At 29.3% G+C, this 392-nt stretch carries 1 pseudogene; it reads left to right on the forward strand.

From position 1 onward, the window contains the following. Positions 1–152: 152 nt before the first annotated feature. Positions 153–392: pseudogene (locus A500_RS20185) on the forward strand (tryptophan synthase subunit beta); the annotation flags it as partial.

A 392-nucleotide genomic window follows, 5' to 3' on the forward strand; every position in this document is an offset into this window, starting at 1 on the left:
GAAAAATTGAGATTTGGAAAGCTATATCCATAATAGAAAAAATAAATCTATCAGGAATAGATGTATCCAGTGGGGTAGAAGAAATAAACTCCATGGGGGGAAAATACAAATCTTTTAAGAAAATTAGAAATTTAATTGGGGAGGTAAAAAACATGAGTAAAGGAAGATTTAACGATTTTGGAGGACAATATGTTCCAGAAACGCTAATGAATGCACTAAATGAATTGGAAGGGGCTTATGAAAAATTTATAAATGATAAGGAATTTTTAGATGAGTATAAATATTATCTAAAAGACTATGTTGGAAGACCAAGTTCTTTATATTATGCTGAAAATATGACAAAAGATTTAGGTGGAGCAAAGATATATCTAAAAAGAGAAGACTTGAACCAT

Source organism: Clostridium sartagoforme AAU1 (assembly GCF_000401215.1).
GTDB lineage: Bacteria > Bacillota > Clostridia > Clostridiales > Clostridiaceae > Clostridium > Clostridium sartagoforme.